The following is a 1893-nucleotide window of genomic DNA, read 5'->3' on the forward strand; positions in this document are numbered from 1 at the left end:
TCACTTGTTAGGAAAGAGAACAGCAGTTCAAATAGATTAGTTAATAATTTATGGTGCAACGCATATAAAACACCGAATCGCGGACGTTTTTAGGCCTTAATATTAAACCCACCCATTCTACAGGTGAATATCCAAAACACCTTGGCTGCTACCCCAACGGGCTGTAAAGCAATCCAGCCAGCTGGCAGCAATTCGGCACAAATCCGAAAGAGCAGGATTTAAAACTAAACTGAAAATGGTATTTTAGAGACGGATGGGCAAGGCACCGATTACCGAAAGAAACAAAATTCAACAACCATATAAATCGTATTTTATGTCACAGGTGTATCAGCTCGCCGTGCAATGGGGCCAGAACAAATCAGATTTGTTTTTCGAAGACAAAGAAACTACCGAACGTACGGCGGAATTCGTCAACTTAATGGCAGAATACGGGTCAACTCCCATCTGCATCGAAGCTATCGAGCACAAAGTGTACTCGCGCGAAGTGGCGATCGAACATATCCTCAAGGGACTTAATTTTGGGTTTTTTTCAGGGCCCAATTAGGAAATTCGATGGACAGACAGAAACCCCTTTAAATGGGTTGTTTTGATTGATTTTGGATGGTCAAAAACCTCTACCTCAAAGAATAATTTGTGGAGGCGGGCGGGTTCGGGCAAGTGTCGCCCCGGGTGTGGAGCGAAGCGGAACATACGGGGCGACTCTTGCCGTGCGGTGCAAGCCGGCTTCGGAGTGAAGCCAAGCGAAAAAGCGACTGGTTTCGTGCGCGGCAGCAAACGGATAAAGGAAGCGGTTTCGTGAGGCTGAACGATGGTGCCGGGGCACCGGAAAAACCTGCAAAAAAGCTATTGTACACCTTACAAAATCAGGAATATTACCTGATCAAACCGGAAAGTTGCCTGCGAAGGGATAGCGGACGGTTAGTCAGGCCCCTGGCCTGGTGTCGTCCGTGCAAACCGAGCAGGCATCTTTCTTTTTCAACCGAGGCTTGTGATCGCAGTGCGGAGCAAACGGAGCGAACAGGCCGCAGGATTATCTGCATATCTTGTCAACTGCGTTTGTCTTTCGCATCCTTGTCAAAAGCTACCAAGTTAAACATTTCCCGCATCCGAGAGCGAATCCGGTTGCCATAAAATGATTCCAGCTCGGAGGCGGAAAGATTGGTTGTCAGATGGGTCAACATGCGTTTGGAAACAAACAGGTCGTAGCGGGCCAGCAGGATTTCTGCCATCACATTGCACTCGTTCCCAAAATGCTTTGGGGTTTGTTCCAATCCCAGATCGTCAAAGCAGTACACCTTTGGAACGGGCATTCCGCCGATCCTAAAATACGAGCCCTTGCTGTAATGATTGATCACCGAGTAACCGTCCTTCTCAAACTCAAAACTGATTTCCCGGGTGGGCTTGACCAGGAACTGCTTTTCCCGTGGGCAGAAATAGCTGATCAGCCGGGAAAGGGCACTTTTGCCACAACCGATTGGACCGGAGATCAGCAGTCCTTTTCGAAGGCTAAGTCCGTGCCTTTCCGCGTTTTCCTTGTCACCGATGGCATACACCAGCAGTTTGTAGATCAGTTGCAGATCTCCGGGGTCAATGGCGAAATTCTCCCCGAATAGCATTTTTCCTTTTTCTTCCATCCAGAGCACGCTTCTCTGAAAGTTGAAGTTGAATACGCCGCCCTGAAGTTCTGCAATTTGCTCATAAGGGCTCCGAATAATCCTTGTTGGTTGCGACACTGAACCGGCCTGCGCCGATTTGATTGAATGGTCTTTCATAGTTGTGATTTTTATTGCTGTTTGACATCCATTTCCGGGCAAGGGCTTGCCAGGAAACAATTCGCTGGTCATTCCCGGTTTTCCATCCCAGGGACAGGTAGCGGGCATAAAATTGCTGGGC

The 1893-nt window shown here is 48.4% G+C and carries 2 protein-coding genes; one reads left to right on the forward strand and one right to left on the reverse strand.

Going from position 1 to position 1893, the window contains the following annotated elements:
- Positions 1 to 313: 313 nt before the first annotated feature.
- Positions 314 to 544, forward strand: a complete 231-nt coding sequence (locus NC99_RS07680; RefSeq protein ID WP_157624656.1) for a hypothetical protein — start codon at positions 314 to 316, stop codon at positions 542 to 544.
- 502 nt (positions 545 to 1046) lie between these two features.
- On the opposite strand, the gene NC99_RS07685 is transcribed toward NC99_RS07680, so the two are convergent.
- A partial coding sequence (locus tag NC99_RS07685; protein ID WP_204374936.1) for a P-loop NTPase family protein occupies positions 1047 to 1893 on the reverse strand: 847 nt, incomplete at its 5' end.

The sequence above is a fragment of the Sunxiuqinia dokdonensis genome (assembly GCF_001270965.1).
Classification (GTDB): Bacteria; Bacteroidota; Bacteroidia; order Bacteroidales; family Prolixibacteraceae; genus Sunxiuqinia; species Sunxiuqinia dokdonensis.